Genomic DNA, 25,519 nt, shown 5'->3' on the forward strand with positions numbered 1-25,519 from the left:
GTCGTTCCTAGGGCGGGGCTCTCGCCGGTAAGGTGGCCAGCACTGCCTACTTTCACCGGGTGCCTCCCATGGGGCACCCTGAGCGGCAGTTGACCGTTAGCTATTCGTCTGTATCCGTCGAACCTCAAGACCGTCACCCTTGACGCAGTTGCGCGGGGGTCGCAGGAGGCACCGTGCTCACCGCGTTCGCCCGGGCGTTCAGGACGCCCGACCTGCGCAAGAAGCTGCTCTTCACGCTGGCCATCATCGTGGTCTACCGGGTCGGTACCCACATTCCGATCCCCGGCGTCAACTACCAGGCCGTCCAGCGGTGTGTGACCGAGGCCCAGGGCAACCAGGGCCTGTTCGGCCTCGTGAACATGTTCAGCGGCGGTGCGCTGCTGCAGATCACGGTCTTCGCGCTCGGCATCATGCCGTACATCACGGCCAGCATCATTCTCCAGCTGCTGACCGTGGTCATCCCGCGCCTGGAAGCCCTCAAGAAGGAGGGCCAGGCCGGCACGGCGAAGATCACGCAGTACACCCGCTATCTCACCGTTGCGCTCGCCATCCTGCAGGGCACCGGCCTGGTCGCCACCGCCCGCAGCGGCGCCCTCTTCAACGGCTGCTCGGTCGCGTCGAGCATCGTCCCCGACCAGGCGATCTTCACGACGATCACCATGGTCATCTGCATGACCGCCGGCACGGCCGTCGTGATGTGGCTCGGTGAGCTGATCACCGACCGCGGCATCGGCAACGGCATGTCGATCCTGATGTTCATCTCGATCGCCGCGACCTTCCCGTCCGCGCTGTGGGCGATCAAGAAGCAGGGCACCCTGGCCGGCGGCTGGATCGAGTTCGGCACCGTGATCCTGGTCGGCCTGGTCATGGTCGGTCTGGTCGTCTTCGTCGAGCAGGCCCAGCGCCGCATCCCGGTCCAGTACGCCAAGCGCATGATCGGCCGTCGTTCCTACGGTGGTACGTCCACCTACATCCCGCTCAAGGTGAACCAGGCGGGTGTGATTCCCGTCATCTTCGCCTCGTCGCTGCTCTACATTCCGGCACTCGTGGCGCAGTTCGCGGGGGGCAGGTCGGGCTGGAAGGACTGGATCCAGCAGAACCTGACCAAGGGCGACCACCCGATTTACATCACTCTGTACTTCTTGCTCATCGTTTTCTTCGCGTTCTTCTACGTGGCGATCTCCTTCAACCCCGAGGAAGTCGCCGACAACATGAAGAAGTATGGTGGCTTCATCCCGGGCATCCGGGCTGGCCGACCGACCGCTGAGTACCTCAGCTATGTGCTCAACCGGATCACCTGGCCGGGTTCGCTGTATCTGGGTCTGATCGCTCTCGTACCGACAATGGCGTTGGTCGGCTTCGGTGCAAGCCAGAACTTCCCCTTCGGCGGGACCAGCATCCTGATCATCGTGGGTGTCGGCCTCGAGACGGTGAAGCAGATCGAGAGCCAGCTCCAGCAGCGCAATTACGAAGGGTTCCTCCGCTGATGCGTATCGTCCTCGTCGGGCCGCCGGGTGCCGGTAAGGGAACGCAAGCCGTCCGGCTCGCAGAGAAGCTGGCGATCCCGCACATCTCCACGGGTGACCTGTTCCGGGCCAACATCAGCCAGCAGACCGAGCTGGGCAAGCTCGCGAAGTCCTACATGGACGCCGGCAACCTCGTTCCCGATGAGGTCACCATCGCGATGGCCAAGGACCGGATGGAGCAGCCGGACGCCGAGGGCGGCTTCCTGCTCGACGGCTTCCCGCGGAACGTCTCCCAGGCCGAGGCGCTGGACGAGCTGCTGCGCACCGAGGACATCACGCTGGACGCGGTCCTGGACCTGGAGGTCCCGGAGGAGGAGGTCGTCAAGCGCATCGCCGGCCGCCGCATCTGCCGTAACGACTCCTCGCACGTCTTCCACGTGACCTACAGCCAGCCGAAGAAGGAAGGCGTCTGCGACGTCTGCGGCGGCGAGCTGTACCAGCGCGACGACGACTCCGAGGACACGGTCCGCAAGCGGCTGGAGGTCTACCACACGCAGACCGAGCCGATCATCGACTACTACAAGGCGCAGGGCCTGGTCGTGACGATCTCCTCCCTGGGCCCGGTGGACGAGATCACGCAGCGGGCGCTGGGGGCACTCAAGCGCGAGAAGGCCGAGAACAAGTAGATCGCGGTCCTTCCGGCCGCGGTGCCCCTCACCGGGTGCCGCGGCCGTACTGTTGTGTACGTAACCCAGTCGATGTGAGTGAGGGAGAGCGCAGGCCCCATGGTGCAGATCAAGACGCCCGAGCAGATCGCGAAGATGCGTGCGGCGGGCCTGGTCGTAGCCGCCATCCACGCGGCCACCCGTGAGGCCGCGGTGCCCGGCGCCTCCACGAGGGACCTGGACGAGGTCGCCCGCAAGGTCCTCGCCGAGCACGGCGCCAAGTCGAACTTCCTGGGCTACGGCGGCTTCCCGGCGACCATCTGCACCTCCGTGAACGAGGTGGTCGTCCACGGCATCCCCTCCGACGACGTCGTCCTCAAGGACGGCGACATCATCTCCATCGACTGCGGCGCGATCATCGACGGCTGGCACGGCGACGCCGCCTACACGGCCTTCGTGGGCTCCGGTCACTCCCCGGAGCTGGTCGAGCTGTCCCGGGTGACCGAGGAGTCGATGTGGGCCGGCATCGCGGCCATGAAGCAGGGCAACCGCCTGGTCGACGTCTCGCGGGCCATCGAGACCTACATCCGCCGCCAGCCCAAGCCGGGCGGCGGCAAGTACGGGATCATCGAGGACTACGGCGGCCACGGCATCGGCACCGAGATGCACATGGACCCGCACCTGCTGAACTACGTCGACCGGCGCCGCGGCAAGGGGCCCAGGCTGGTCCCCGGCTTCTGCCTCGCGATCGAGCCGATGGTGTCCCTCGGCACTCCGCGCACGGAGGTCCTGTCGGACGACTGGACGGTCATCACGACGGACGGCACGTGGTCGTCCCACTGGGAGCACTCGGTGGCTCTGACGGCGGAGGGCCCGCTGGTGCTCACCGCTCCTGACGGCGGCAGGGCGAAGCTGGCCGAGTACGGCATCACGGCGGCTCCCGACCCGCTCGCATGACGATCTCCCCCGTGGGGCAGACTTCCTCGATTCGCCTTTCCGGGAACAGCGACGTAGACTGACTCGTCGGCTCTCGTGCACCCTCATGCCTGAAAACCTGAGACTGCGACGGGAGTCGATCAAGGTAGTCGATTCGAAGGGCGAAGCGTGGCCAAGAAGCAAGGTGCCATCGAGATCGAGGGCACTGTCGTCGAGTCTCTGCCGAACGCCATGTTCAAGGTCGAGCTCCAGAACGGCCACCAGGTCCTGGCACACATCAGCGGCAAGATGCGTATGCACTACATCCGCATCCTCCCTGACGACCGGGTCGTGGTGGAGCTGTCTCCGTACGACCTGACGCGTGGCCGGATCGTCTACCGGTACAAGTAGATCTTGCCCGCATCCCGTCTCGGCGGGGTGGTGGCACTGACCCGGAGAACCTCAATCCCATGAAGGTCAAGCCGAGCGTCAAGAAGATCTGCGACAAGTGCAGGGTGATCCGCCGTCACGGTCGGGTCATGGTCATCTGCGAGAACCCGCGCCACAAGCAGCGCCAGGGCTGACGCACGACCGTAACCCTCTGCACCTCTATCGCAGGGATTCGCGCGACGCGAGCTGAATTTGTTCATACGCAGGACCCAAGCCGTCGCGAGCGGCTTGACACCCCCGGTCGGAGGCCGGGGACCCGGTTCGTACCTCGTACGGCGGCCGGGAGCCGGTTCTGCGGAAGACCTCCGAAAGATCACCAGGAGCCATTGAATGGCACGCGTTTCCGGTGTTGACATCCCGCGCGAAAAGCGCGTGGAGGTCGCCCTCACCTACGTGTTCGGCATCGGCCGGACCCTCTCGAAGGAGACGCTGGCTGCGACCGGCGTCGACCCGAACACCCGTGTTCGTGACCTGACCGAAGAGCAGCTGGTCGCGATCCGCGAGTACGTCGACAACAACATCAAGACCGAGGGTGACCTCCGTCGCGAGATCCAGGCCGACATCCGCCGCAAGGTCGAGATCGGCTGCTACCAGGGTCTGCGTCACCGTCGCGGTCTGCCCGTCCGCGGTCAGCGCACCAGCACCAACGCCCGTACCCGCAAGGGCCCGCGTCGCGCCATCGCCGGCAAGAAGAAGCCGGGCAAGAAGTAGTCCGCAGCGGACACCTGTCCACGGTCTTCGCTGTAGGACCGACCACCTCCCGTAGGAGTTAGTAGATGCCCCCCAAGGGACGTCAGGGCGCTGCCAAGAAGGTGCGCCGCAAGGAAAAGAAGAACGTCGCTCACGGCCACGCGCACATCAAGAGCACGTTCAACAACACGATCGTCTCGATCACGGACCCGTCCGGCAACGTGATCTCCTGGGCCTCCGCCGGCCACGTCGGCTTCAAGGGCTCCCGGAAGTCCACGCCGTTCGCCGCGCAGATGGCCGCCGAGTCGGCTGCCCGCCGCGCCCAGGAGCACGGCATGCGCAAGGTCGACGTGTTCGTCAAGGGCCCGGGTTCCGGTCGTGAGACCGCGATCCGCTCCCTGCAGGCCACGGGCCTCGAGGTCGGCTCCATCCAGGACGTCACCCCGACCCCGCACAACGGCTGCCGCCCGCCGAAGCGCCGCCGCGTCTGACGCACGGCTGCTTCAGGGCTTTTCGGGCGGTACGGCTCCGTAAAAGGGCCGTATCGCCCGTACCCTTGCAGTACCCGCGCTTTTCACGGGCGCGGTTTCCGTCGGGCGTCAAATAGCGGGCGTCCACGAATGAAGGATCTGATCCACACATGCTGATCGCTCAGCGTCCCTCGTTGACCGAAGAGGTCGTCGACGAGTTCCGCTCCCGGTTCGTGATCGAGCCGCTGGAGCCGGGCTTCGGTTACACCCTCGGCAACTCCCTCCGCCGTACCCTCCTGTCCTCGATCCCCGGCGCTGCTGTCACCAGCATCCGGATCGACGGCGTGCTGCACGAGTTCACCACCGTGCCGGGCGTCAAGGAGGACGTCACCGACCTGATCCTCAACATCAAGCAGCTGGTCGTCTCCTCGGAGCACGACGAGCCGGTCGTGATGTACCTGCGCAAGCAGGGCCCGGGTCTGGTCACCGCCGCCGACATCGCGCCCCCGGCCGGTGTCGAGGTGCACAACCCCGACCTCGTCCTCGCCACGCTCAACGGCAAGGGCAAGCTGGAGATGGAGCTGACGGTCGAGCGCGGCCGCGGTTACGTCTCCGCCGTGCAGAACAAGCAGGTGGGCCAGGAGATCGGCCGTATCCCGGTCGACTCCATCTACTCGCCGGTGCTGAAGGTCACGTACAAGGTCGAGGCCACGCGTGTCGAGCAGCGCACCGACTTCGACAAGCTGATCGTCGACGTCGAGACCAAGCAGGCGATGCGTCCGCGTGACGCCATGGCCTCCGCCGGCAAGACCCTGGTCGAGCTGTTCGGTCTCGCCCGCGAGCTGAACATCGACGCCGAGGGCATCGACATGGGCCCGTCCCCCACGGACGCCGCCCTTGCCGCCGACTTGGCGCTGCCGATCGAGGAGCTGGAGCTCACGGTCCGCTCCTACAACTGCCTCAAGCGTGAGGGCATCCACTCCGTGGGTGAGCTCGTCGCCCGCTCCGAGGCCGACCTCCTCGACATTCGCAACTTCGGTGCGAAGTCCATCGACGAGGTCAAGGCGAAGCTGGCCGGCATGGGCCTGGCCCTGAAGGACAGCCCGCCCGGATTCGACCCGACCGCCGCCGCCGACGCCTTCGGCGCCGACGACGACGCGGACGCGGGCTTTGTGGAGACCGAGCAGTACTAAGAGCTCGGGCCCACCGGTCCGTTTTCGGCTGCCGGCCCGCTGTGGCTGGCCGCGCAGTTCCCCGCGCCCCTTCGGGCGCGGGGTCTCCGACAGGCGACCGCCTGCTCGGATACTGACCCCGGTACCTGATACGGCCGGGGCAGACACACAGGAGAAGAACAATGCCGAAGCCCACCAAGGGTGCCCGTCTGGGCGGCAGCGCCGCGCACGAGAAGCTGCTCCTCGCGAACCTCGCGAAGAGCCTCTTCGAGCACGGCCGTATCACCACCACCGAGGCGAAGGCCCGCCGCCTGCGCCCGTACGCCGAGCGTCTGATCACCAAGGCGAAGAAGGGCGACCTTCACAACCGCCGTCAGGTGCTCCAGGTCATCACGGACAAGGGCGTCGTCCACACGCTCTTCACCGAGATCGGCCCGCGGTACGAGAACCGTCCGGGTGGCTACACCCGCATCACCAAGATCGGTAACCGCCGGGGCGACAACGCGCCCATGGCCGTCATCGAGCTGGTCGAGGCGCTGACGGTGCAGCAGAAGGCCGTGGGTGAGGCCGAGGCCGCCACCAAGCGTGCGGTCAAGGAGGCCGACGAGGCCAAGGCCGAGACCACCGAGGCTCCGGCCGAGGAGGCCGCTGCCGAGGAGTCGAAGGACGCCTGAGGCAACACCTCGCGCTGAGCGGGTCCGCCCTTTCCGGGCGGGCCCGCTTTCGCGTTCTTTCACGAGGCACTGCCCTGAGAGGATTTCCACGTGAGTGATGAAGTACAGCCCGGGTACGTCCGTGTCCGCCTCGACATCTCCTACGACGGCAGCGACTTCCACGGCTGGGCCAAGCAGGCCGGCGGCAAGCGGACCGTGCAGGGCGAGATCGAGGACGCCCTGCGCACGGTGACGCGGTCCCGGGAGACGTACGAGCTGACCGTCGCCGGGCGGACCGACGCCGGGGTGCACGCGCGCGGGCAGGTGGCGCACGTGGACCTGCCCGAGGGGGTCTGGCGGGAGCACAACCAGAAGCTGCTCAAGCGGCTCGCCGGGCGGTTGCCGAAGGACGTGCGGGTGTGGGCCCTCAGGCCGGCGCCCAGCGGCTTCAACGCCCGGTTCTCCGCCGTCTGGCGCCGGTACGCGTACCGGGTCACCGACAATCCCGGGGGAGTGGACCCCCTCCTGCGGGGCCACGTCCTCTGGCACGACTGGCCGCTCGACGTCGACGCCATGAACGAGGCCGCCCGGCATCTGCTCGGCGAGCACGACTTCGCCGCGTACTGCAAGAAGAGGGAAGGGGCGACCACGATTCGCACCCTTCAGGAGCTGAGCCTCGAAAAGGGCGCCGACGGGATCATCACCGCCACCGTGCGCGCCGACGCGTTCTGCCACAACATGGTGCGCTCGCTGATCGGCGCGCTGCTGTTCGTCGGGGACGGGCACCGCGGGCCGGAGTGGCCCGGGAAGGTGCTGGCCGCGGGCGTGCGGGACTCCGCCGTGCATGTCGTACGACCGCACGGGCTGACCCTGGAGGAGGTGGGCTACCCCGCCGACGAGCTGCTGGCCGCGCGCAGCAGGGAGGCGCGGAACAAGCGCTCGCTCCCGTCGGCGGGGTGCTGCTGAGCTACCGGTTCGCCGCCGCGGACGCCTGGGCCTGGCCGCGGCGGTAGATCTGGTCGAAGGTGAACTGCTGCAGGTCGTTGCCGGCGGAGAAGATCTTCGTGTCCTTCTTGGTCACGTTCTTGCCGTCGAGGAAGCCGACGGTCGTGAAGTAGGCGTAGCGCCCGGCGGCGTTCGTGGTCGTCAGGCAGACCGCGGCGTTGCAGAAGTCCTTGACGCCCTTGCCGGGCAGGGAGCGCACCATGGCGTTCTTCTTGGCCTGCTTCTTGACCTGGGCGGCCTGTGCCTGGTCGTCGAAGACGGCGACGCCGACGGTGGCCGCGATGCCGCCCTTGCTGTAGGTCACGCGGATCAGGCGGGTGCAGCCGTTGGCGGTGAGGATCTTCGGAAGGTCGGCGCCGGCGGCTGAGGCGCAGGTGGTGGTGTCGGCCGTGGCGCCCTTCTTGTACACCGTGTCGCCCATGGTCAGCTGGGTGCCGGGGAAGAGCGTGCCGGCGCTGAGCGGGGCGGTGTCCTTCTTGGCGCTGGCGATGAAGTCCTTCGGGTCCAGCGGCGGCGGGGCGCTGGTGGGCGCGAAGGACGGCGTGGCCGAGCCGCTGGGCAGGGAGGCGCTGGCGGGCAGGTGGCCGGGGCCGGCCTGCGGTCCGTCGTCGCCGTTCGCGGAGACGACGGCCATGGCGACCACGGTGCCTATCGCGACCGTGGCGAGTGCCCCGCCGCCTATGAACAGCAGCTTGCGGCGCTTGTTGCGGGTCTCCGAGGCCTCCGCGAGCGCGGCCCAGTCGGGAGTGCCGTCGTCACCTCCGCTGCTCCAGGGCTGCTGGGAATTCGGTTTCCAGGGATCCCACTGAGACTGGGGTCCCCCCTGCCCGTAACTCATGGGGCGCATCTTAGACGGGGTGCGCAAGATGCTGGAGCGCGTGCGGCGGCATGCCTTGTTTGTCCGCCGACATGAGGGGGAAGGGCCTCGTTTTGACCCGTCCGGGGCCCTGCAGGTAACCTGCTTCTTCGTTGTGTATTGGCTTGCTCATTCTCACGGGACGGGCCCTTACACCGGTCCGCCGGGCCGATGACCAGCGACCAGCACGCGGTTTGCGTCACCGCGGTGCGGTCAAGGCTGTCGTGATCGTTTCGGTGACCTGTTCAGGACCATTCACTCGAAGCGAAGGCTACGAACCGTGCGTACGTACAGCCCCAAGCCCGGCGATGTGACGCGCCAGTGGCACGTCATCGACGCTCAGGACGTTGTCCTGGGCCGTCTCGCCACCACCGCAGCGACCCTTCTGAGGGGCAAGCACAAGCCGATCTACGCGCCGCACGTCGACGCTGGTGACTTCGTCATCATCATCAACGCCGACAAGGTGCACCTGTCCGGCAACAAGCGGACCCAGAAGATGGCGTACCGCCACTCCGGCTACCCGGGTGGTCTGCGCTCCGTCCGTTACGACGAGCTGCTCGACAAGAACCCCGAGAAGGCCATCGAGAAGGCCGTCAAGGGCATGCTCCCCAAGAACACTCTGGGCCGTCAGATGCTCTCGAAGCTGAAGGTCTACAAGGGTGACCAGCACCCGCACGCTGCCCAGCAGCCGGTGCCGTTCGAGATCACCCAGGTCGCGCAGTAAGTCCGGCCACCCCCTAAGACTGAAGAGAATCTGAGGAGAATCGTGGCCGAGACCACTGCCGAGCAGCCGATCGAAGAGATCGACATCGAGAGCTACACCACCGAGTCCGAGGTCCCCGTCGAGGGCGAGTACACCTCGGAGTCCCTGGCCTCCCGCTTCGGCGAGCCCCAGCCGGCCGCCGGCCTGGGTCGCCGCAAGAACGCCATTGCCCGTGTCCGGATCGTTCCGGGCACCGGCAAGTGGAAGATCAACGGTCGCACCCTCGAGGACTACTTCCCGAACAAGGTGCACCAGCAGGAAGTCAACGAGCCCTTCAAGGTGCTCGAGCTGGACGGCCGTTACGACGTCGTCGCCCGCATCGCCGGTGGCGGTGTCTCCGGTCAGGCCGGTGCGCTGCGTCTCGGTGTCGCCCGCGCCCTGAACGAGGCCGACGTCGACAACAACCGCGGTCCGCTGAAGAAGGCCGGCTTCCTGCGCCGCGACGACCGCGCGGTCGAGCGGAAGAAGGCCGGTCTGAAGAAGGCCCGCAAGGCTCCGCAGTACAGCAAGCGCTAATCAGCAGCTGCCTGCTCGTACTCCGAACGCCCCGGCGGCACGCCACATGTGCCGTCGGGGCGTTCGTTTATCCCGGCCAAGGGCGTATAACGACACAAGACGTTCAAAGGCTGGTGCGATCGGATGACTCGGCGTCTGCCACCATTCAGGGCAGCAAGGACGCTTCCTCAGGAGGACAAGTGGGACGACTCTTCGGTACGGACGGCGTGCGCGGTGTCGCCAACGCGGACCTGACCGCCGAGATGGCGCTCGGCCTGTCCGTAGCGGCGGCGCACGTGCTGGCCGAGGCGGGCACCTTCGAGGGCCACCGGCCGAAGGCGGTGGTCGGACGGGACCCGCGGGCGTCCGGGGAGTTCCTGGAAGCGGCCGTGGTCGCGGGCCTCGCGAGCGCGGGCGTGGACGTCCTGTGCGTCGGTGTGCTGCCGACGCCCGCGGTGGCGTACCTGACCGGCGCGCTCGGCGCCGACCTCGGTGTGATGCTCTCCGCCAGCCACAACGCCATGCCGGACAACGGCATCAAGTTCTTCGCCCGCGGCGGCCACAAACTCGCCGACGAGCTGGAGGACCGGATCGAGGCGGTGTACGAGTCGCACCGGCACGGCGAGCCGTGGCAGCGGCCGACGGGTGCCGGGGTCGGACGGGTGCGTTCGTACGACGAGGGTTTCGAGCAGTACGTCGGCCATCTGCTGTCGGTGCTGCCCAACCGGCTCGACGGGCTGAAGATCGTCCTGGACGAAGCGCACGGCGCGGCCTCGGGGGTCTCGCCGGAGGCGTTCTCCCGGGCGGGCGCCGAGATCGTCACGATCGGTGCGGAGCCGGACGGCCTCAACATCAACGACGGCTGCGGCTCGACCCACCTCGACAAGCTGAAGGCCGCGGTCCTGGAACACCGCGCGGACATCGGTGTCGCGCACGACGGCGACGCCGACCGGTGCCTGGCCGTGGACCACACCGGCGAGGAGGTCGACGGCGACCAGATCCTCGCCGTGCTGGCGCTGGCGATGCAGGAGCGTTCCGCGCTGCGGTCCGACACGGTGGTCGCCACGGTGATGTCCAACCTGGGCTTCAAGCTCGCGATGCAGAGGGCCGGGATCCGGCTCGTGCAGACGGCCGTGGGCGACCGGTATGTGCTCGAGGAGATGAAGGAGCACGGCTACGCCCTCGGGGGCGAGCAGTCCGGGCACGTGATCATCCTCGATCACGCGACGACCGGTGACGGCACGCTGACCGGGCTGCTGCTGGCGGCGCGGGTCGCCGAGACCGGGCGCAGCCTGCGCGAGCTGGCCGCCGTGATGGAGCGGTTGCCGCAGGTGCTGATCAATGTGCCGGACGTGGACAGGTCGCGGGTGCGGACCTCCGCGGACCTCGCCGCCGCCGTGACCGAGGCCGAGCGGGAACTCGGCGAGACCGGGCGGGTGTTGCTGCGGCCGTCCGGTACCGAGCCGCTGGTGCGGGTGATGGTCGAGGCGGCCGACATCGACCAGGCGCGGTCGGTGGCCGGGCGACTGGCCGACGCGGTGAAGTCGGCCCTGGGGTGATCCCCAAGGCGTAGCAAAAAGTGCACGATCCGTCACTGACTGTTTCTCTGGCGTCGAGGCCGCTGACAGCGGCGTCCCCCCTCGACGAAAGAGAAGCACATCATGAAGATCGTGAGCAGCACCATGAAGCGAGCGGTCGGTCCGGTCCTGGTGGCGGGTCTTCTCGTCGCCTCGGCCGCCACCCCGGCCGCCGCCCAGACACCGGGCTCCACGGCGTTCCGCATCTTCGGCGGCCTCGCCGGGCTCCAGGCGCGCGCCGGCGTGGCGAACGTCGTCACGGCCACCGTCAGTTCCGCCAACCATCTGATTCTCACCGACAGCACAGGCATCGCGATCGGTCCCGGCTGCACCCGGGTGTCCGCCAACAGCGCCGACTGCGGCCTCGTCGGCACGGTGACCCGGCTCGCCGTCGCGCTGGGCGACGGGAACGACTCCTTCGACGGTTCCACGGTTCACGTCAACACCACCGTCGATGCCGGTACGGGTACCGACACCGTGACCACCAACGGCGGCAACGACACGATCGGCGTCCAGGACAACGCCGGTGGTGACACGGTGAACTGCGGCGATGGCACCGACACGGTGTTCGCCGACCCCGGCGACACCGTCAACGGGAACTGCGAAAGGCGGTTCTAGAGGCCGCCGGCCTTCGCCGTACGCCCGCGCTGTCTGGCCCACGGCCGCTTCTGGGCCAGCAGCGTCAGAGTTCCGGCCGGGACGATGCCCGGCAGGCCGGGCTACAGCTTGCGCAGCCTCAGCCGCTGCACCTTGTGGTCCGGGCCCTTGCGCAGGATGAGGGTGGCCCGGCCGCGGGTGGGGGCGATGTTCTCCACCAGGTTGGGCTTGTTGATCGTCCGCCACAGTGTGCGGGCGTAGTCGAGGGCCTCCTCCTCGGAGACCTGGGTGTACTTGCGGAAGTACGAGGACGGGTTCTGGAAGGCGGTCTGGCGCAGCTTCTTGAAGCGGTTGAGGTACCAGCGCTCGATGTCCTCGGTGCTCGCGTCGACGTACACGCTGAAGTCGAAGTAGTCGGCGAGTCCGACCCTGGTACGGCCGTCCTTGCCGGGGAGGGCGGGCTGCAGGACGTTCAGTCCCTCGACGATCAGGATGTCGGGCCGGCGGACCGTGAGCCGCTGGTCCGGGACGATGTCGTAGATGAGGTGGGAGTAGACGGGGGCCGTGACCTCGTCCTTGCCCGCCTTGATGTCGGCGACGAACCGGGTGAGGGCCCGGCGGTCGTAGGACTCGGGGAATCCTTTCCGCGACATCAGGCCGCGGGCCTGAAGCTCCTTGGTGGGCAGCAGGAAGCCGTCGGTGGTGACCAGTTCGACGCGCGGGTGCTCGGGCCAGCGGGACAGCAGGGCCTGAAGAAGCCGGGAGACGGTGGACTTGCCGCAGGCCACGGAGCCGGCGACCCCTATCACGAACGGGGTACCGGACTGGGAGCCCTGCTCCCCGAGGAACGTGTTCAGGGCGCCTCGGAGACCGTCGGTGGCCCCCACGTACAGATTGAGAAGCCGGGAGAGCGGGAGGTAGATGTCGCGCACCTCGTCCAGGTCGATCACATCGCCCAGACCGCGCAGCTTCTCCACCTCCTCGGCGGTGAGCGGCAGCGGCGTCTTGTCGCGCAGCGCGCTCCACTCGGCGCGGGTGAGGTCGACGTAGGGAGTCGCCTCCGGCCTGTGCCGGTGGGCGCTCCGGGGCATCGAGGAGACCGGTGAGATCACAGTCCATTGTTAACGGAGTTTGAACGGGGCGGCGGGTGGGGTCCGTCACGCCCGCGGCCCGGCGAGCTGTTCGTATGGCGGTGGTAATTTCCGAATTCGGGCACACGGAAGCGGTTTTTGGCGCCGGACGGGTCGTAGGCTGCGGCTCATGTGCGGAATCGTGGGATACGTAGGGTCGCAGTCGGCGCTCGATGTCGTGATGGCCGGGCTGAAGCGGCTGGAGTACCGGGGGTACGACTCGGCCGGTGTCGCCGTGCTGGCGGACGGTGGGCTGGCCGCGGCGAAGAAGGCCGGGAAGCTGGTCAACCTGGAGAAGGAGCTGGCCGAACGGCCGCTGCCGACGGGCTCGACGGGCATCGGGCACACCCGCTGGGCCACGCACGGCGGGCCCACGGACGCCAACGCCCATCCGCATCTGGACAACGCGGGCCGGGTCGCCGTCGTCCACAACGGGATCATCGAGAACTTCGCGGTGCTGCGCGCCGAGTTGGCCGAGCGTGGCCACGAGCTGAACTCCGAGACGGACACCGAGGTGGTCGCCCACCTGCTGGCCGAGGAGTTCTCCTCCTGCGCCGACCTCGCGGAGGCGATGCGGCTGGTGTGCCGGCGGTTGGAGGGTGCGTTCACGCTGGTCGCGGTGCACGCCGACGAGCCGGACGTGGTCGTGGGCGCGCGGCGGAACTCCCCGCTGGTGGTGGGCGTTGGAGAGGGTGAGGCGTTCCTGGCCTCCGACGTCGCCGCGTTCATCGCCCACACGCGCTCGGCGGTCGAGCTGGGCCAGGACCAAGTGGTGGAGCTGCGCCGTGACGGCGTCACGGTCACGGGCTTCGACGGCCGCCCGGCCGAGGTCCGCTCCTACCACGTGGACTGGGACGCCTCCGCTGCCGAAAAGGGGGGGTATGACTACTTCATGCTCAAGGAGATCGCCGAGCAGCCCAAGGCGGTCGCCGATACGCTCCTCGGCCGGATCGACCCGTCCGGCTCGCTGACGCTGGACGAGGTGCGGATCACCCCGTCCGAGCTGCGCGAGGTCGACAAGGTCGTCATCGTCGCCTGCGGTACGGCCTTCCACGCCGGCCTGATCGCCAAGTACGCCATCGAGCACTGGACGCGGATCCCGTGCGAGGTGGAGCTGGCCAGCGAGTTCCGCTACCGGGATCCGATCCTGGACGGCCGCTCCCTGGTCATCGCCATCTCCCAGTCCGGCGAGACCATGGACACCCTGATGGCGCTGCGGCACGCCCGCGAGCAGGGCTCCAAGGTGCTGGCGATCTGCAACACCAACGGCTCCACGATCCCGCGCGAGTCGGACGCGGTGCTGTACACGCACGCCGGGCCGGAGGTCGCCGTGGCCTCCACCAAGGCGTTCCTGACCCAGCTGGTGGCCTGCTATCTGGTCGCGCTGTACCTGGGCCAGGTACGCGGCACCAAGTGGGGTGACGAGATCCAGGCGGTGATCAAGGACCTCTCCCGGATCTCGGAGGACGTCGAGAGGGTCCTGGAGACCATGGAGCCGGTGCGGGCGCTGGCACGGACGCTGGCGTCGAAGAACACGGTGCTGTTCCTGGGCCGGCACGTGGGCTACCCGGTGGCCCTCGAAGGCGCCCTCAAGCTCAAGGAACTCGCCTACATGCACGCCGAGGGTTTCGCGGCGGGCGAGCTGAAGCACGGCCCGATCGCGCTGATCGAGGAGGACGTGCCGGTGGTCGTGGTCGTCCCCTCCCCGCGCGGCCGTTCGGTCCTGCACGACAAGATCGTCTCCAACATCCAGGAGATCCGGGCCCGCGGGGCGCGCACCATCGTGATCGCGGAGGAGGGCGACGAGGCGGTGGTCCCGTACGCCGACCACCTGATCCGCATCCCGGCCACCCCGACCCTGCTGCAGCCCCTGGTCGCCACCGTCCCCCTGCAGGTCTTCGCGTGCGAGTTGGCTACCGCCCGGGGCAACGACGTGGACCAGCCGCGGAACCTGGCGAAGTCGGTGACGGTGGAGTAGGGCCGAGGCCCGGTGCACCGATGGTCCGGTGCACCGATGGCTCAGTGCACCGACAGGCCGCCGTCCACGAAGATCGACTGGCCGGTGACATAGGCGGAGGCGCGGCTCGCGAGGAAGACGGCCGCGCCTTCGAAGTCCTCGGCGAGACCGTTGCGGCCGGTCATCGTGCGCGCGGCCAGCGCCGCCACCTTCTCCGGGTCGGAGGACAGCCGCTCGTTCAGCGGTGTCATCACGAACCCCGGCACCAGGGTGTTGGCGGTGACGCCGTACGGCGACCAGGCCTCGGCCTGTGAGCGGGCCAGCGACTCCAGGGCGCCCTTCGAGACGCCGTACGCCCCGCTCTGCACGAAGGCGCGGTGGGCCTGCTGGGAGGTGATGTGGATGATCCGGCCGAAGCCACGCTCCGCCATGCCGGGCCCGAACCGCTGCCCCAGCAGGAAGGGCGCCTGAAGGTTCACGGCCATGGTGGTGTCCCACACGTCCTCGCCCAGCTCGCTCATCGGCGGCCGCAGGTTGATCCCGGCCGAGTTGACGAGGATGTCGGGCTCGCCGAAGACGCCGGCCGCCTCCTCGGCCGCTACGCGCACGCCGTCGCGGGTGCTCAGGTCGGCCGCGACCCAGGCGGCCCGGCAGCCCGAGGCCGTCAACCCGCCCACGGTCTCCTGCAGTTGTTCCTTGCCCCGGGCCGCGACCACCACGCTCGCGCCGGCCCGTGCCAGCGCCCCGGCGATGGCCCGGCCGATGCCGGAACTGCCTCCGGTCACCACGGCGACACGGCCGTCCAGCGAGAACAGGTCGAAGAGGTAGGGCTGGGACGTCATGGGGCGCAGCGTAGACGGCGGATGCGCGGCTCGGCAGGGGATTTCGGCAGGTGGGCGGGTGTGGCGGGGCCGGCGATCGTAGGCTGCCGGGCATGAGCATCATCGGAGTGGGGATCGACGTCGCCGAGATCGACCGGTTCCGTGCCTCGCTGGAGCGGACCCCGGGCCTGGCCGACCGGCTGTTCGTGGAGCGGGAGTTGCTGCTGCCCAGCGGGGAGCGGCGCGGGATCGCCTCGCTCGCGGTCCGGTTCGCCGCCAAGGAGGCGCTGGCGAAGGCCCTCGGCGCGCCGCCCGGGCTGCACTGGACCGACGCCGAGGTGTACGTCGAGGACAGCGGGCAGCCCCGGCTGCGGGTGACGGGGACCGTGGCGGCGCGGGCCGCGGAACTGGGCGTGCGGTCCTGGCATGTGTCGCTCAGCCATGACGCGGGGGTCGCCTCGGCCGTGGTGATCGCCGAGGGCTGAGTGCCCCGGGTGTGGACGGCCGCGGTTCCGGGGCAGACTCGGTGCCATGCGTACTGCGTACAGCGTGGAGACGGTAAGGGCGGCCGAAGGCGCACTGATGGCACGGCTGCCGGAGGGTGCGCTGATGCAGCGGGCCGCCGCGGGGCTGGCCGCCGCCTGCGCCGAGTTGCTCGGGCGGGTGTACGGCAGCCGGGTGGTGCTGCTCGTCGGCAGCGGTGACAACGGCGGGGACGCGTTGTACGCGGGGGCACGGCTGGCGCGGCGGGGAGCCGGGGTGACGGCCGTACTGCTCTCGCCCGAACGGGCCCACGCCGGGGGGCTCTCCGCGCTGCGCAGGGCCGGGGGAGCCGTCGCCGCCTCCGATGCCGTCGACGAGCCGATCGAGCGGGCGGATCTGGTCGTCGACGGGATCGTGGGGATCGGCGGCAAGGGCGGGCTGCGGCCCGACGCCGAGAAGCTCGCCCGACTGGTGGAGCGGTCCCGGGCCGCCGTGGTGGCCGTGGACCTGCCCAGCGGGGTCGAGGCCGACACCGGGGAGGTGCGGGGGGCCGCGATCCGGGCCGACCTCACCGTCACCTTCGGCACCTGCAAACCCGGCCTGCTGATCGATCCGGGGCGGGAGTACGCCGGCGTCGTACGGCTCGTCGGCATCGGGCTGGAACTGCCGGGCGAGGCCGACCTGGAGGCCCTGCAGCACGCCGAGGTCGCGCGGCTGCTGCCGGTGCCCGCCGCGGAGAGCGACAAGTACCGGCGGGGGGTCGTGGGCATCGCCGCCGGGTCCGCGCGGTATCCGGGGGCCGCCGTGCTCGCCGTGTCCGGGGCGCTGCGGGGCGGGGCGGGCGCCGTACGGTACGTCGGGCCCGCGGCCGACGCGGTCATCGCACGCTTCCCGGAGACCCTGGTGTCCGACGCCGGGCCGGCCAGGGCCGGGCGGGTGCAGGCCTGGGTGGTCGGGCCGGGGGCGGGCGACGACGCGGCGACCGTGGCCGAGGTGCTGGGCGCGGACGTGCCGGTCCTGGTCGACGCGGACGGGCTGCGGCTGGCCGAGCGGGACACGGTGCGCGGGCGTACGGCGCCGACCCTGATGACCCCGCACGCGGGAGAGGCCGCCGCGCTGCTGGGGGTGCGGCGGGAGGAGGTCGAGGGGGCTCGGCTGGCCGCGGTGCGCGAGCTGGCGGTGGTGTACCGGGCGACCGTGCTGCTGAAGGGTTCGACGACGCTGGTGGCCGACTCGGGGGGAGGGGCGGTGCGGGTGAACGCCACGGGGACCTCGTGGCTCGCTACGGCGGGCAGCGGTGACGTGTTGTCAGGGCTGGCCGGGTCGTTGCTGGCGGCCGGGTTGTCGGCGGTGGACGCGGGGAGTGCGGCGGCGTATCTGCACGGGCTGGCCGGGCGGTTCGCCTCGGACGGGGCGCCGGTGGGGGCGCATGACGTGGCGGCGCGGATCCCGGAGGCGTGGCGGGACGTCCGGGGCTGACCGGGCCGCGGCTGCCCGCCGGCCGTGGTGACGAGGAACGGGGCGGCGGGCCGAACCGGGTGAGCCGCACCACCTCGCCCGGAACCCCGGCCGCCGGCTGTACGGCCCGGAGCGCGCCCGCCGCCGGGAAGGCCGCCGTCGGACGGGCCCCGGCCGGGGCCGCCGGCGCGGACTGCACCCGGATACCGAACCGGGTGTACCCGGGTGCACTCCTCGGGTGACCCCGCCGCGCGGCATCCCCGATCCGCGAGGGCCGCGCGTTTGGCTGATCGCATGATCAGCAGACGAATCGCGTCCCGGGGTGTCGCGGCGCTGCTCGCCATCGCCACGGCACTCCCGGCGGCCGGAACCGCCGAAGCCGCTGCGGCCGTCCGCTCGGCCGTTAAACCCGCACCCCCCGCCCCGGCTCCCGCCCCCGAGCTGGTCCCGGGCGTCGCCCCCGGGCCCGCTCAGCCGTGGCAGATCGACACGCCCGACCAGGCGCTGCCGCCCAAGGTGTACACGCCGACCGCGGCGGAGGACGCCGTCGAGCCCAAGGACGCGGCGCCGGGGACGTACGACCTCATCGAGTACGTGCCGCTCGCCGACGCCGTCGACAAGGTGACGTGCAGCAGGCAGGCCGGGCCCTACCAGCGGCAGGTGGAGCGGTGGCTGAAGCGGAAGGCGGACGGCAAGCAGTCCGCCGCCGACTGCAGGGCCGTCCGCGCCTTCCAGACCAAGCACGGGATCAAGCCGGCCATCGGGTTCGCCGGGCCCGTCACCTGGTCGACCATGATGCTCATCTCGGCGAAGAAGAACCCCAACGCCGCCAGGAAGTGCCCCGTCCGGTCGTACAAGGTCGCCTGCGTCGATCTGAACCGGCAGCTCACCTGGGTGCAGAAGGGCTCCAAGGTGGTGTTCGGACCGGTGCCGATGCGCAGCGGACGCAAGGGACACGTCACCCGCAAGGGCTGGCACACCGTCTACTGGCGGCACAAGAACCACGTGTCGACCCTGTACAACGAGCCCATGCCGTACGCCCAGTTCTTCGACGGCGGCGAGGCCTTCCACGCCGTCTACGGCAGCATCTACACCACCGTCGGCTCCTGGGGCTGCGTCAATCTGAAGCTCGGCGACGCGCGCAAGCTGTGGGGCGTGCTGAAGAAGGGCGACCACGTCTACGTATGGGGGCGGCGGCCGGGTACCTGACACTGCACGCCGGTGCCCGTACGGCCCTCTGAGAGACTGGGGGCGCGATGAGTGAGACTGCGACTGTGCCGACCGCCCCCCTGCGCGCCCGCGCCGAGATCGACCTGGGCGCCCTGCGGGCCAATGTGCGTGCCCTGCGCGCCCGGGCGAGGGACGCGGCCCTGATGGCCGTCGTCAAGTCCGACGGCTACGGCCACGGGGCGCTGCCGTGTGCCCGCGCGGCCCTCGCGGCGGGCGCGAGCTGGCTCGGCACGGCCACGCCCGAGGAGGCCCTCGCGCTGCGCGCGGCCGGGCTGCCGGGCCGGATCCTGTGCTGGCTGTGGGTGCCGGGCGGACCCTGGCGGCAGGCGGTCGAGGCCGGCATCGACGTGTCCCTGAGCGGCATGTGGGCGCTGCGGGAGGTCGTGGCGGCTGCCCGCGAGGCCGGACGCACCGCGCGCGTGCAGCTCAAGGCCGACACCGGGCTCGGCCGCAACGGCTGCCAGCCGGCCGACTGGCCCGAGCTGGTCGCCGAGGCCCTGCGCGCCGAGGCCGAGGGGCTGGTCCGCGTCACCGGGCTGTGGTCGCACTTCGCCTGCGCCGACGAGCCGGGCCATCCGTCCGTCGCCGCCCAACTGGACCGCTTCCGGGAGATGCTGGCGTACGCCGAGGAGCAGGGCGTGCGGCCCGAGGTGCGGCACATCGCCAACTCGCCCGCCACGCTCACCCTGCCCGAGACCCACTTCGACCTGGTCCGCACGGGCATCGCCATGTACGGCATCTCGCCCAGCCCGGAGCTGGGCGCCCCCGCCGACTTCGGGCTGCGTCCGGTCATGACGCTCAGCGCCTCGCTGGCCCTGGTCAAGCACGTGCCCGGCGGCCATGGCATCAGCTACGGCCACCACTACGTCACCCCCGGCGAGACCACCCTCGGCCTGGTGCCGGTGGGCTACGCGGACGGCATCCCACGGCACGCCTCCGGCACCGGTCCGGTGCTGGTCGACGGCAAGTGGCGGACGGTCGCCGGCCGGGTCGCCATGGACCAGTTCGTGGTGGACCTCGGCGGGGACGAGCCGGAGGCGGGCGCGGAGGCGGTCCTGTTCGGGCCCGGCGACCGCGGTGAGCCCACCGCCGAGGACTGGGCGCAGGCCTGCGGCACGATCGCGTACGAAATCGTCACACGCATCGGAACCCGCGTTCCCCGCGTCTATGTGAACGGGGAAGAACTCGGGTAACCCGTCCCCAAGGGCTCGGTCACAGCGGCAACAACAGCAATCCGGCATCACACCAGCACCACAGGTTTCATTCGTTTCACCCACCCAGGCGAACTGCAGTACGGCGAAGAGGAGCGGTACGTGAGCGAGAGCAGTGCGGAGGCCGTGGCGGACGTCGTCGCCTCGGCGGCCGCCGCCTCCGCCGCGGGGGCGGCCGGGAGCTGGCGCAGGGCGACCGGCATCGCCGGTGCCGCGATAGGCGTGCTCGCCGCGGGCGCGGCGGCCGGCGTCGCCATCGAGCGGATGACGGTGGGCCGCGGCATGCGCAGGAAGGCCCGGCTGGCGCTGGACTCCGCGGGCCCCTACGGCACCCTGCGCGGCACCCCCGGCAAGGCGCACGCCGACGACGGCACCGAGCTGTACTACGAGGTCGACGAGGCCGAGCCCGACCCCGGGCCGAACGTCTCCCCGCGCCGGCGCCGCCTCTTCGGCCGCAAGGCCCCCGCGCCCGTGACCGTGGTCTTCTGCCACGGCTACTGCCTCAGCCAGGACTCCTGGCACTTCCAGCGGGCGGCCCTGCGCGGGGTCGTACGGACCGTGCACTGGGACCAGCGCAGCCACGGCCGGTCCGGGCGGGGCGCGGCCCAGACCCGGGACCGGGTGCCGGTCACCATCGACCAGCTCGGCCGCGATCTGAAGGCCGTCCTCGACGCCGCCGTACCGGAGGGGCCGATCGTGCTGGTCGGCCACTCGATGGGCGGCATGACCATGATGGCCCTCGCCGCCCAGTACCCCGAGCTGATCCGGGACCGGGTCGTCGCCACCGCCTTCGTCGGCACGTCGTCCGGGCGGCTCGGCGAGGTCAACTTCGGGCTGCCCCTCGCCGGCGTCAACGCGGTGCGCCGGATCCTGCCCGGAGTGCTGAAGGCGCTCGGGCAGCAGGCGGAGCTGGTGGAGAAGGGGCGCCGGGCCACCGCCGACCTGTTCGCCGGGATCATCAAGCGGTACTCGTTCGCCGGACGGGACGTGGACCCGGCCGTCGAGAGGTTCGCGGAGCGGATGATCGAGTCCACCCCGATCGACGTGGTCGCCGAGTTCTACCCGGCCTTCACCGACCACGACAAGACCGAGGCGCTCGCCTGCTTCCGGCACATGCCGGTGCTCGTGCTGGCCGGCGTCCAGGACCTGGTCACGCCCAGCGAGCACAGCGAGGCCATCGCTGACCTGCTGCCCGACGCCGAGCTGGTCCTCGTCCCGGACGCCGGGCACCTGGTGATGCTGGAGCACCCGGAAGTGGTCACCGACCGCCTCGCCGACCTGCTCACCCGTGCGGGCGCGGTGCCCGCAGGGGCTACCGTTACTGGCTATGGAAGCACCAGCAGCACCGCACAACCCCGCTGAGACCCGGCTGACGATCACCGCGCCCGAGCAGATGCGCGAGCTGGGCCGCCGACTGGCCAAGCTGCTGCGCGCGGGTGACCTGGTGATGCTCAGCGGCGAGCTGGGCGCGGGCAAGACCACGCTGACCCGCGGGCTCGGCGAGGGCCTCGGCGTGCGCGGCGCGGTCACCTCACCGACCTTCGTGATCGCCCGGGTGCACCCCTCCCTCGGCGGCGGCCCGCCCCTCGTCCACGTCGACGCCTACCGGCTCGGCGGCGGCCTGGACGAGATGGAGGACCTGGACCTCGACGTCTCGCTGCCCGCCTCGGTGATCGTCGTGGAGTGGGGCGAGGGCAAGGTGGAGGAGCTGACCGAGGACCGCCTCCAGGTCGTCATCCACCGCGCCGTCGGTGACACGACCGACGAGGTGCGGCATGTGACGCTGACCGGGCTGGGGGAGCGCTGGGCCGACGCCGGCCTGGAGACGCTCACGGCCTGAGGTGCCCGGATTCCGACAAGCCGTCGGCAACATATTGCGCGGGACGTCCCCGGCGTGGTCACATGGTATCCAGCCTGTAGTTAGGTGTGCCTAACTACATCTGCCCCCGCACGTCAGGAGGCGCCCATGCCCGAACCCGGGCCCACCACGGTCGCAGGGGTGTCCATGCGCGACCTGCTGGCGTCATGCGCTGCGGCACAAGAGGTCTCCCTGCCGCCCCGGGCCCCGGAAGCGCGCCCCAAGGGGGCCCTGGGTCCTGTTGAACAAGCGGCTCGGGCCGCGCGGGCGCGACAAGCCACAACGGCGCCGCACCCGCGCGACGACACGACCCGCCACTGCGCCTAGCGGATCACCACGACCCGCACCCCGATGGTCGCGAAGTCCCACATCGCGTCACCGTCGGCCCGCGTCTCCCGAATCCCGCCGGTCCTCGCGTTCGGCTCCGCCGCCGGCTGCGGTCCGCCGCTGCCGATCGCCGCGCTGAACCCGATCGCCAGCCCGTCCACGCTGGTGAACCGCACGACATGCTCGACGGGGACGCCGTCGGAGCCGGTGACCGCGCTCGAACGGGACGTGACCCAGTACGTGCCGGCCGGCGGGTCGATGCTGCCCGGGTTCACCCTGAACGTGCGCTGCACCCGGTTCGTCTCGCCGACCAGCCAGACCCGGTCGTCGTCCAGCGCGTACACGACCCGTTCACCCAGGCCGGAACCGCGCGGCAGGGCGGCCGGGTTGCCGCGGTCGCGGGGCGACTTGCCGGCGGCCGTCAGGGGCGGTGCGCCCGCCGCGGGCCTGACGCCCAGGCTCGCCGGTGCGGTCGCGTGGGCCTGGTAGGCGAGGAAGCCGACGGTTCCGAGGGCTGCCGCGGTGAGGGCGGCCACGATCCCCGAACTGGTCCGTGCCACGTGCGCCCACCTCCGCCTCGGGTCATATGTCGTACTTCGTACAGACCGTAGCACCGGGTGACCGTTCGACCCGGACGGCCATGCGTGAGCCGTGGGCGCCGTAGGCTGTTTGCGTGCTCTTGCTCGCTCTGGATACCGCCACACCCGCCGTCACCGTCGCGCTGCACGACGGCACGGACGTCATCGCCTCGTCGAGTCAGGTGGACGCGCGCCGGCACGGTGAACTGCTGCTGCCGGCCGTCGACCGTGTGCTCGCCGAGGCCGGGCTCAAGCTGGACGCCGTCACCGGCGTCGTCGTCGGCATCGGGCCCGGCCCCTACACCGGTCTGCGCGTCGGCCTGATGACCGCGGACACCTTCGGCCTCGCCCTCGGCGTCCCGGTGCACGGCGTGTGCACGCTGGACGGCCTCGCCTACGCCGCCGACATCGAGAAGGGCCCCTTCGTCGTGGCGACCGACGCCCGGCGCAAGGAGGTCTACTGGGCGAAGTACGCCGACTCCCGGACCCGGCTGACCGACCCGGCCGTGGACCGGCCGGCCGACATCGCCGAGCAGGTCTCGGGTCTCCCGGCGGTCGGCGCCGGCGCACTGCTCTACCCGGACACGTTCCCGAGCGCCCACGAGCCCGAGCACGTCTCCGCCGCCGCCCTCGCCTCGCTCGCGGCCGGGAGGCTGGCCGCCGGCGAGGAACTTCCGGCCCCCCGCCCGCTGTACCTGCGCCGCCCGGACGCCCAGGTCCCCAAGAACTACAAGGTGGTCACCCCGAAGTGACCGTACAACTGCGCGAGATGCGCTGGTGGGACATCGACCCGGTCCTGGAGCTGGAGAAGGACCTGTTCCCCGAGGACACCTGGTCCCGGGGCATGTTCTGGTCCGAGCTGGCCCACTCCCGGGGACCGGAGGCGACCCGGCGTTACGTCGTCGCCGAGAGCGACGGCCGTATCGTCGGCTACGCCGGTCTGGTCGCCGCCGGTGAGCAGGGCGACGTCCAGACCATCGCCGTGGCCCGGGACATCCAGGGCACCGGCCTCGGCGCCCGCCTGCTGGCCGAACTGCTGCGCGCGGCGACCGCGTTCGAGTGCCACGAGGTGATGCTCGAGTGCCGGGTCGACAACGTCCGCGCCCAGAAGCTCTACGAGCGCTTCGGCTTCGAGCCGATCGGCTTCCGGCGCGGCTACTACCAGCCGGGCAACGTGGACGCCCTGGTCATGCGACTGACCGACCCTTCCTCATCAGTACAAGGAACCGAGACCAATGGCTGACGAACCTCTCGTCCTCGGCATCGAGACCTCCTGCGACGAGACCGGCGTCGGCATCGTCCGCGGCACCACCCTGCTGGCGGACGCCGTCGCCTCCAGCGTGGACGAGCACGCCCGCTTCGGCGGTGTCGTACCGGAGGTGGCGTCCCGCGCGCACCTGGAGGCGATGGTGCCGACCATCGACCGCGCCCTGAAGGAGGCGGGGGTCAGCGCCAGGGACCTGGACGGCATCGCGGTGACCGCCGGTCCCGGCCTCGCGGGCGCCCTGCTCGTCGGCGTCTCGGCGGCCAAGGCGTACGCCTACGCCCTCGGCAAGCCCCTGTACGGCGTCAACCACCTGGCCTCCCACATCTGCGTCGACCAGCTGGAGCACGGCCCGCTGCCCGAGCCGACGATGGCCCTGCTGGTCAGCGGCGGGCACTCGTCCCTGCTGCTGTCCGGGGACATCACCTCGGACGTCCGCCCCATGGGCTCGACCATCGACGACGCGGCGGGCGAGGCCTTCGACAAGATCGCCCGCGTGCTGAACCTGGGCTTCCCCGGCGGCCCGGTCATCGACCGGTACGCGCGCGAGGGCGACCCGGAGGCGATCGCCTTCCCGCGCGGCCTGACCGGCCCGCGCGACCCCGCGTACGACTTCTCCTTCTCCGGCCTGAAGACGGCCGTGGCCCGCTGGATCGAGGCCAGGCGCGCGGCCGGCGAGGAGGTCCCGGTCCGTGATGTGGCCGCGTCCTTCCAGGAGGCCGTCGTCGACGTGCTGACCCGCAAGGCCGTCCGCGCCTGCAAGGACGAGGGCGTCGACCACCTGATGATCGGCGGCGGCGTCGCGGCCAACTCCCGGCTGCGTGCGCTTGCCCAGGAGCGCTGCGAGGCGGCCGGCATCCGGCTGCGCGTGCCGCGCCCCAAGCTGTGCACGGACAATGGCGCGATGGTCGCCGCGCTCGGCGCCGAGATGGTCGCCCGGAACCGGGCCGCCTCCGGCTGGGACCTGTCGGCCGACTCCTCCCTGCCGGTCACGGACCCGCACGTGCCGGGCAACCACGACCATGTGCACGAGGTCAGCAAGGAGAACCTGTACTCATGACCGTCGCCCTGATGTGGGAGGCCCGGGCGGCCGACGGGCGGGGGGCGGAACTCCTCGCCTGGGCGCGGGAACAGCGCCTGACGGAGGAGCCGCTCAGGCGCGAGACCTTCCGGGCGCCGCAGGACCGGGTGCTGGTCATCACCTGGTGGGACGTGTCGTACGACGCCGAGCTGCCCGAACTGCCCGAACCGGCACCGGAGTTGGTGACCCGGGCCGTGCACCGCTGGCGGTTCGAGTCGGTGGCGGACGGCTGAGCTTGGCGGTCCCGCCCGGACTGCGCTATGATCATCACACAGCGAACGGCCGGACGCCGAAATCGAGACATCGAGATCGAACTCCACCCCGGACGCAGTGCGTTGGTGGTCCAA

Annotated in this window: 30 protein-coding genes; 26 read left to right on the forward strand and 4 right to left on the reverse strand. The window is 70.4% G+C overall.

All coding sequences use genetic code 11. The annotated features are described in order from the left end of the window. Positions 1-173 precede the first annotated feature (173 nt). From secY to truA, 10 genes are all read left to right on the forward strand, one after another. Entirely contained in the window at positions 174-1,487 is a 1,314-nt protein-coding gene (gene secY / locus ACZ7GZ_RS12715) for a preprotein translocase subunit SecY (protein ID WP_471023480.1), read from the forward strand. Beyond that, on the forward strand, positions 1,487-2,152 hold the full coding sequence (locus ACZ7GZ_RS12720; RefSeq protein WP_471023483.1) for an adenylate kinase: 666 nt from the start codon (positions 1,487-1,489) through the stop codon (positions 2,150-2,152). Before secY ends, ACZ7GZ_RS12720 begins: the two co-directional genes overlap by 1 nt. A gap of 99 nt (positions 2,153-2,251) precedes the next feature. Further along, on the forward strand, positions 2,252-3,088 hold the full coding sequence (gene map, locus ACZ7GZ_RS12725; RefSeq protein ID WP_471023484.1) for a type I methionyl aminopeptidase: 837 nt from the start codon (positions 2,252-2,254) through the stop codon (positions 3,086-3,088). Positions 3,089-3,235: 147 nt separating this feature from the next. Continuing rightward, complete coding sequence (infA, locus tag ACZ7GZ_RS12730) at positions 3,236-3,457, forward strand: translation initiation factor IF-1 (protein WP_003948620.1); 222 nt, start codon at positions 3,236-3,238, stop codon at positions 3,455-3,457. Between the two features lie 59 nt (positions 3,458-3,516). Beyond that, positions 3,517-3,630, forward strand: coding sequence for a 50S ribosomal protein L36 (rpmJ, locus tag ACZ7GZ_RS12735; protein WP_003998809.1), 114 nt, complete (start codon positions 3,517-3,519; stop codon positions 3,628-3,630). Between the two features lie 196 nt (positions 3,631-3,826). After that, entirely contained in the window at positions 3,827-4,207 is a 381-nt protein-coding gene (gene rpsM, locus ACZ7GZ_RS12740) for a 30S ribosomal protein S13 (protein ID WP_023547369.1), read from the forward strand. A gap of 65 nt (positions 4,208-4,272) precedes the next feature. Further along, positions 4,273-4,677, forward strand: a complete 405-nt coding sequence (rpsK, locus tag ACZ7GZ_RS12745; RefSeq protein WP_003956432.1) for a 30S ribosomal protein S11 — start codon at positions 4,273-4,275, stop codon at positions 4,675-4,677. Between the two features lie 149 nt (positions 4,678-4,826). Beyond that, positions 4,827-5,849, forward strand: coding sequence for a DNA-directed RNA polymerase subunit alpha (locus ACZ7GZ_RS12750; protein ID WP_003966937.1), 1,023 nt, complete (start codon positions 4,827-4,829; stop codon positions 5,847-5,849). 161 nt (positions 5,850-6,010) lie between these two features. Further along, positions 6,011-6,502: a 50S ribosomal protein L17 gene (gene rplQ, locus ACZ7GZ_RS12755; protein ID WP_471023487.1), complete on the forward strand. Its 492-nt coding sequence runs from the start codon at positions 6,011-6,013 to the stop codon at positions 6,500-6,502. Between the two features lie 90 nt (positions 6,503-6,592). After that, a complete protein-coding gene (gene truA / locus ACZ7GZ_RS12760; protein WP_471023488.1) occupies positions 6,593-7,447 on the forward strand; it encodes a tRNA pseudouridine(38-40) synthase TruA in 855 nt (284 codons plus the stop codon). A 1-nt stretch (position 7,448) separates the two neighbouring features. On the opposite strand, the gene ACZ7GZ_RS12765 is transcribed toward truA, so the two are convergent. Further along, positions 7,449-8,324, reverse strand: coding sequence for a hypothetical protein (locus tag ACZ7GZ_RS12765; protein ID WP_471023491.1), 876 nt, complete (start codon positions 8,322-8,324; stop codon positions 7,449-7,451). A gap of 298 nt (positions 8,325-8,622) precedes the next feature. On the opposite strand from ACZ7GZ_RS12765, the gene rplM reads away from it, so the two are divergent. From rplM to ACZ7GZ_RS12785, 4 genes are all read left to right on the forward strand, one after another. Next, positions 8,623-9,066 (forward strand): 50S ribosomal protein L13, encoded by a 444-nt coding sequence (gene rplM, locus ACZ7GZ_RS12770; RefSeq protein WP_030345455.1) that lies wholly within the window; start codon positions 8,623-8,625, stop codon positions 9,064-9,066. A 42-nt stretch (positions 9,067-9,108) separates the two neighbouring features. Further along, entirely contained in the window at positions 9,109-9,621 is a 513-nt protein-coding gene (gene rpsI, locus ACZ7GZ_RS12775) for a 30S ribosomal protein S9 (RefSeq protein ID WP_471023492.1), read from the forward strand. Between the two features lie 179 nt (positions 9,622-9,800). Next, entirely contained in the window at positions 9,801-11,159 is a 1,359-nt protein-coding gene (gene glmM / locus ACZ7GZ_RS12780) for a phosphoglucosamine mutase (protein WP_471023494.1), read from the forward strand. 111 nt (positions 11,160-11,270) lie between these two features. After that, entirely contained in the window at positions 11,271-11,795 is a 525-nt protein-coding gene (locus ACZ7GZ_RS12785; RefSeq protein WP_471023497.1) for a hypothetical protein, read from the forward strand. A gap of 101 nt (positions 11,796-11,896) precedes the next feature. Here the strand turns inward: ACZ7GZ_RS12785 and coaA are convergent, their stop codons facing one another. Then, positions 11,897-12,865 carry a type I pantothenate kinase gene (coaA, locus tag ACZ7GZ_RS12790; protein WP_471023651.1) on the reverse strand — a complete coding sequence of 323 codons (969 nt, stop codon included), beginning with the start codon at positions 12,863-12,865 and terminating at the stop codon, positions 11,897-11,899. A gap of 169 nt (positions 12,866-13,034) precedes the next feature. Between coaA and glmS the strand changes: the two genes are divergently transcribed. Next, the gene (gene glmS / locus ACZ7GZ_RS12795) at positions 13,035-14,882 is read left to right on the forward strand and encodes a glutamine--fructose-6-phosphate transaminase (isomerizing) (RefSeq protein WP_471023499.1); all 1,848 of its coding nucleotides are present in this window, start codon (positions 13,035-13,037) and stop codon (positions 14,880-14,882) included. 41 nt (positions 14,883-14,923) lie between these two features. On the opposite strand, the gene ACZ7GZ_RS12800 is transcribed toward glmS, so the two are convergent. Beyond that, a complete protein-coding gene (locus ACZ7GZ_RS12800) occupies positions 14,924-15,703 on the reverse strand; it encodes an SDR family NAD(P)-dependent oxidoreductase (protein ID WP_471023502.1) in 780 nt (259 codons plus the stop codon). A gap of 92 nt (positions 15,704-15,795) precedes the next feature. Between ACZ7GZ_RS12800 and ACZ7GZ_RS12805 the strand changes: the two genes are divergently transcribed. From ACZ7GZ_RS12805 to tsaE, 7 genes are all read left to right on the forward strand, one after another. Then, on the forward strand, positions 15,796-16,167 hold the full coding sequence (locus ACZ7GZ_RS12805) for a holo-ACP synthase (protein WP_351239047.1): 372 nt from the start codon (positions 15,796-15,798) through the stop codon (positions 16,165-16,167). A gap of 46 nt (positions 16,168-16,213) precedes the next feature. Further along, entirely contained in the window at positions 16,214-17,644 is a 1,431-nt protein-coding gene (locus ACZ7GZ_RS12810; RefSeq protein WP_471023504.1) for an NAD(P)H-hydrate dehydratase, read from the forward strand. Continuing rightward, on the forward strand, positions 17,623-17,865 hold the full coding sequence (locus ACZ7GZ_RS12815; protein WP_471023507.1) for a hypothetical protein: 243 nt from the start codon (positions 17,623-17,625) through the stop codon (positions 17,863-17,865). The genes ACZ7GZ_RS12810 and ACZ7GZ_RS12815 overlap by 22 nt, the downstream gene beginning before the upstream one ends. A 52-nt stretch (positions 17,866-17,917) precedes the next feature. Continuing rightward, positions 17,918-18,832, forward strand: coding sequence for a L,D-transpeptidase family protein (locus tag ACZ7GZ_RS12820; RefSeq protein WP_471023508.1), 915 nt, complete (start codon positions 17,918-17,920; stop codon positions 18,830-18,832). A 47-nt stretch (positions 18,833-18,879) separates the two neighbouring features. Beyond that, positions 18,880-20,046: an alanine racemase gene (gene alr / locus ACZ7GZ_RS12825; RefSeq protein WP_471023511.1), complete on the forward strand. Its 1,167-nt coding sequence runs from the start codon at positions 18,880-18,882 to the stop codon at positions 20,044-20,046. 120 nt (positions 20,047-20,166) lie between these two features. After that, positions 20,167-21,426: an alpha/beta fold hydrolase gene (locus ACZ7GZ_RS12830; RefSeq protein WP_471023512.1), complete on the forward strand. Its 1,260-nt coding sequence runs from the start codon at positions 20,167-20,169 to the stop codon at positions 21,424-21,426. Further along, a complete protein-coding gene (gene tsaE / locus ACZ7GZ_RS12835; protein ID WP_471023514.1) occupies positions 21,392-21,904 on the forward strand; it encodes a tRNA (adenosine(37)-N6)-threonylcarbamoyltransferase complex ATPase subunit type 1 TsaE in 513 nt (170 codons plus the stop codon). The genes ACZ7GZ_RS12830 and tsaE overlap by 35 nt, the downstream gene beginning before the upstream one ends. A gap of 341 nt (positions 21,905-22,245) precedes the next feature. Here tsaE and ACZ7GZ_RS12840 read toward each other — a convergent pair whose 3' ends face one another. Continuing rightward, positions 22,246-22,809 (reverse strand): hypothetical protein, encoded by a 564-nt coding sequence (locus ACZ7GZ_RS12840; RefSeq protein ID WP_471023515.1) that lies wholly within the window; start codon positions 22,807-22,809, stop codon positions 22,246-22,248. Positions 22,810-22,922: 113 nt separating this feature from the next. Here ACZ7GZ_RS12840 and tsaB point away from each other — a divergent pair, with 113 nt between their 5' ends. Genes tsaB through ACZ7GZ_RS12860 form a run of 4 tightly spaced genes read left to right on the forward strand, consistent with a single transcriptional unit; the run spans position 22,923 to position 25,405 of the window. Further along, positions 22,923-23,579, forward strand: coding sequence for a tRNA (adenosine(37)-N6)-threonylcarbamoyltransferase complex dimerization subunit type 1 TsaB (gene tsaB, locus ACZ7GZ_RS12845; RefSeq protein ID WP_471023518.1), 657 nt, complete (start codon positions 22,923-22,925; stop codon positions 23,577-23,579). A 17-nt stretch (positions 23,580-23,596) separates the two neighbouring features. Then, complete coding sequence (rimI, locus tag ACZ7GZ_RS12850; protein ID WP_471023652.1) at positions 23,597-24,070, forward strand: ribosomal protein S18-alanine N-acetyltransferase; 474 nt, start codon at positions 23,597-23,599, stop codon at positions 24,068-24,070. Next, complete coding sequence (gene tsaD / locus ACZ7GZ_RS12855) at positions 24,063-25,151, forward strand: tRNA (adenosine(37)-N6)-threonylcarbamoyltransferase complex transferase subunit TsaD (protein ID WP_471023520.1); 1,089 nt, start codon at positions 24,063-24,065, stop codon at positions 25,149-25,151. The genes rimI and tsaD overlap by 8 nt, the downstream gene beginning before the upstream one ends. After that, positions 25,148-25,405 (forward strand): hypothetical protein, encoded by a 258-nt coding sequence (locus ACZ7GZ_RS12860; RefSeq protein ID WP_471023522.1) that lies wholly within the window; start codon positions 25,148-25,150, stop codon positions 25,403-25,405. Before tsaD ends, ACZ7GZ_RS12860 begins: the two co-directional genes overlap by 4 nt. Positions 25,406-25,519: the final 114 nt, after the last annotated feature.

The organism is Streptomyces sp. NPDC037288, assembly GCF_055603265.1.

What these genes read in the sequence shown, in the direction of transcription:
- ACZ7GZ_RS12820 (WP_471023508.1), top strand. Translation starts at nt 17,918, where the DNA reads ATGATCAGCAGACGAATCGCGTCCCGGGGTGTCGCGGCGCTGCTCGCC.
- glmS (WP_471023499.1), top strand. Translation starts at nt 13,035, where the DNA reads ATGTGCGGAATCGTGGGATACGTAGGGTCGCAGTCGGCGCTCGATGTC.
- ACZ7GZ_RS12720 (WP_471023483.1), top strand. Translation starts at nt 1,487, where the DNA reads ATGCGTATCGTCCTCGTCGGGCCGCCGGGTGCCGGTAAGGGAACGCAA.
- alr (WP_471023511.1), top strand. Translation starts at nt 18,880, where the DNA reads ATGAGTGAGACTGCGACTGTGCCGACCGCCCCCCTGCGCGCCCGCGCC.
- rpsK (WP_003956432.1), top strand. Translation starts at nt 4,273, where the DNA reads ATGCCCCCCAAGGGACGTCAGGGCGCTGCCAAGAAGGTGCGCCGCAAG.
- ACZ7GZ_RS12750 (WP_003966937.1), top strand. Translation starts at nt 4,827, where the DNA reads ATGCTGATCGCTCAGCGTCCCTCGTTGACCGAAGAGGTCGTCGACGAG.
- map (WP_471023484.1), top strand. Translation starts at nt 2,252, where the DNA reads ATGGTGCAGATCAAGACGCCCGAGCAGATCGCGAAGATGCGTGCGGCG.
- rimI (WP_471023652.1), top strand. Translation starts at nt 23,597, where the DNA reads ATGCGCTGGTGGGACATCGACCCGGTCCTGGAGCTGGAGAAGGACCTG.
- ACZ7GZ_RS12860 (WP_471023522.1), top strand. Translation starts at nt 25,148, where the DNA reads ATGACCGTCGCCCTGATGTGGGAGGCCCGGGCGGCCGACGGGCGGGGG.
- ACZ7GZ_RS12765 (WP_471023491.1), bottom strand. Translation starts at nt 8,324, where the DNA reads ATGAGTTACGGGCAGGGGGGACCCCAGTCTCAGTGGGATCCCTGGAAA.
- ACZ7GZ_RS12800 (WP_471023502.1), bottom strand. Translation starts at nt 15,703, where the DNA reads ATGACGTCCCAGCCCTACCTCTTCGACCTGTTCTCGCTGGACGGCCGT.
- coaA (WP_471023651.1), bottom strand. Translation starts at nt 12,865, where the DNA reads ATGCCCCGGAGCGCCCACCGGCACAGGCCGGAGGCGACTCCCTACGTC.
- ACZ7GZ_RS12805 (WP_351239047.1), top strand. Translation starts at nt 15,796, where the DNA reads ATGAGCATCATCGGAGTGGGGATCGACGTCGCCGAGATCGACCGGTTC.
- rpsM (WP_023547369.1), top strand. Translation starts at nt 3,827, where the DNA reads ATGGCACGCGTTTCCGGTGTTGACATCCCGCGCGAAAAGCGCGTGGAG.
- rpmJ (WP_003998809.1), top strand. Translation starts at nt 3,517, where the DNA reads ATGAAGGTCAAGCCGAGCGTCAAGAAGATCTGCGACAAGTGCAGGGTG.
- tsaD (WP_471023520.1), top strand. Translation starts at nt 24,063, where the DNA reads ATGGCTGACGAACCTCTCGTCCTCGGCATCGAGACCTCCTGCGACGAG.
- tsaE (WP_471023514.1), top strand. Translation starts at nt 21,392, where the DNA reads ATGGAAGCACCAGCAGCACCGCACAACCCCGCTGAGACCCGGCTGACG.
- rplQ (WP_471023487.1), top strand. Translation starts at nt 6,011, where the DNA reads ATGCCGAAGCCCACCAAGGGTGCCCGTCTGGGCGGCAGCGCCGCGCAC.
- ACZ7GZ_RS12810 (WP_471023504.1), top strand. Translation starts at nt 16,214, where the DNA reads ATGCGTACTGCGTACAGCGTGGAGACGGTAAGGGCGGCCGAAGGCGCA.